Source organism: Candidatus Magnetobacterium casense (assembly GCF_019173545.1).
Lineage (GTDB): Bacteria > Nitrospirota > Thermodesulfovibrionia > Thermodesulfovibrionales > Magnetobacteriaceae > Magnetobacterium > Magnetobacterium cryptolimnobacter.
In genome coordinates this window covers 1-2,180 of record NZ_JABXWD010000503.1, presented here as the reverse complement: position 1 = coordinate 2,180, position 2,180 = coordinate 1, and the positions used below count along the sequence as shown (strand labels likewise).

Below are 2,180 nucleotides of genomic sequence, written 5' to 3'. Positions count from 1 at the left end.
CCCGCTCAATGCGCTCTTGGCCCCCTTCAGAACCCCCTGCAAGGGGGCCAGCCCCCCACTAAGCCGGGGGGTCGCTGACCCCTTGACCCCATCTTACCATGCTTTTTTTAGAGGATACCTTTTAACATCCCTTTGTGTTAAAATATAATTGTAAGAGCAATAAGAAACTTAAGGCTAAGGAGGAAAAGACATATGTGCATGGATCATAGTTTTAAATGTAGTTGTGGGCAGTACGAGGTCAGCATGACCTTTAAAAATGAGATACTGCCACCGGAGACATTAAGCGCCCTTTATTGTCCTAAGTGTTCAACGAGCGTGGAGTTTAATCCCGATACGATGATCAGGGACAATGGCTGGGTTATCGAATACGATATGGAAATAGCCCGCCTGATGTCTAACAGCATGCCGGCGGAACACCTTAGACGCCTTAACCCCGATATGATCTTCGTTGAGGACTACTGTTCATGGCGAGGAATATATCCCGGTGACCATGTAGACAGCTTGAAAGAAAAGGAATCCATTGTGTCTATGGCCAAGGTCAACCCCAGAAAATACATAACCGAAATAAAGGACTGGGCAAACAGACGCACGGAACGACTAAAACAAGAGGGATGGCGCAAGGCCCATGAGCGGGTGGCAGTCTGAGGCAAGGAGGAGTCAAACGATGAGCCTGGATAACAGTTGCAATACGTTTAGTTGTGGTTGTGGCGGAGACGTAAAAAGCCCTACGCTAAAACTACTTAAATGCCGTCAGTGCGGCCACGAAAACGAGGTCTGGAGCGATGACGATCAACCTGTATGTCGTCAATGCGGGGATGCCCTCGGCGCAATTTCCGTAGCATGACAGGCTTACGTATAACAAGCATAAAGGAGAGATACGGCAGATTATGAATTCCATAGAGATTAAACCGGATATCTTTTGGGTTGGGGCCATAGACTGGGCCATGCGTGACTTCCACGGGATAGCCACTCCTACCGGCACCACATACAACAACTACCTGATACTCGATGAGGATATCACCCTCATTGATACCGTCAAGTATGACTTTTCAGACATTGGCATCAACAACGTCAAGGGGATGATTGACCCCAAAAAGATCAAAAACATCGTCATCAACCACATAGAAGATGATCACATGGGGGCACTTGAGAGGTTTGTTGGTCTCATCGGTGCCGATAACGTTACCATCTATGCTTCGGCAAAGGGCAAGGAGGGTATCGGCAAGTTCTTTGATGCCACGCACTGGAACATAAAGGTGGTAAAAACTGGCGATGAACTAAAGATCGGTAAGTACACCCTGCTGTTTATAGAGACCCCAATGCTGCACTGGCCGGACTCTATGATGACATATGTTAAGGGGGCAAAGCTGCTTATCTCTCAGGATGCCTTCGGACAACATATCGCCACAACGGCACGGTTTGATGACGAATTTGTAAGCGGTCCCTGTCTCAACGAACTTGACGCAGCCGTGATCGACTACTACGCCAACATACTCATGCCTTTCGGTAAGTTGATAAAGACCAAGATCGCCCAAATACAAAGCATGGGGCTGGATATAGACATGATAGCCCCCGACCATGGCGTGATATGGAGGAAATACCCCCAGAGACCTTTGGATATTTACATGGATATGGCTAATGGCAAGGCCATGTTACGTGTCACTATCATCTATGATACCATGTGGAAGAACACCGAACAGATGACCTTGCCAATCATACAGGGGATCAAACAGGAGGGGGTAGACTGCAAGGTCGTAAAGCTGACAACAACACCCATCAGTGTAGCTATAACTGAGTACTGGAAGTCACGGGCGTGTCTTATAGGCTCCTCTACGCTTAACAACCTGGCACTGCCTTCCGTGGCGGAGTTTGTGTACTTTCTCCAGGGTCTGAGGCCCAAGGACAGGCTCATGGGTGCCTTTGGAAGCTACGGTTGGGCAGGAGGGGCCGTCAAGTGGCTGTACGACATGTATGATGCCATGAAGTTGCAAACCATTAAACCGGGTATGCAGATACAGTTTCATCCATCCCTGGATGATGTAAATACGTGTTATGAGTTTGGCCGTAACTTTGCCAGAGAGGTAAAGCAATATCACAAGGGATTTGAGTAAAGAGTCAATCCCTGCAAGATTAAGGAGGATAATATCTATGTACAGGTGTACAGTATGTGGTTGGATGTA

At 47.9% G+C, this 2,180-nt stretch carries 3 protein-coding genes; all 3 read left to right on the top strand.

All coding sequences use genetic code 11. From position 1 onward, the window contains the following. Positions 1–243 precede the first annotated feature (243 nt). From HWQ67_RS16915 to HWQ67_RS16905, 3 genes are read left to right on the top strand one after another with little or no spacing between them, the layout of a single operon-like run. Positions 244–645 carry a hypothetical protein gene (locus HWQ67_RS16915; protein ID WP_218253862.1) on the top strand — a complete coding sequence of 134 codons (402 nt, stop codon included), beginning with the start codon at positions 244–246 and terminating at the stop codon, positions 643–645. A 19-nt stretch (positions 646–664) separates the two neighbouring features. Further along, positions 665–844: a hypothetical protein gene (locus HWQ67_RS16910; RefSeq protein WP_218253861.1), complete on the top strand. Its 180-nt coding sequence runs from the start codon at positions 665–667 to the stop codon at positions 842–844. Positions 845–887: 43 nt separating this feature from the next. Next, on the top strand, positions 888–2,111 hold the full coding sequence (locus tag HWQ67_RS16905; RefSeq protein WP_218253860.1) for an FprA family A-type flavoprotein: 1,224 nt from the start codon (positions 888–890) through the stop codon (positions 2,109–2,111). Positions 2,112–2,180: the final 69 nt, after the last annotated feature.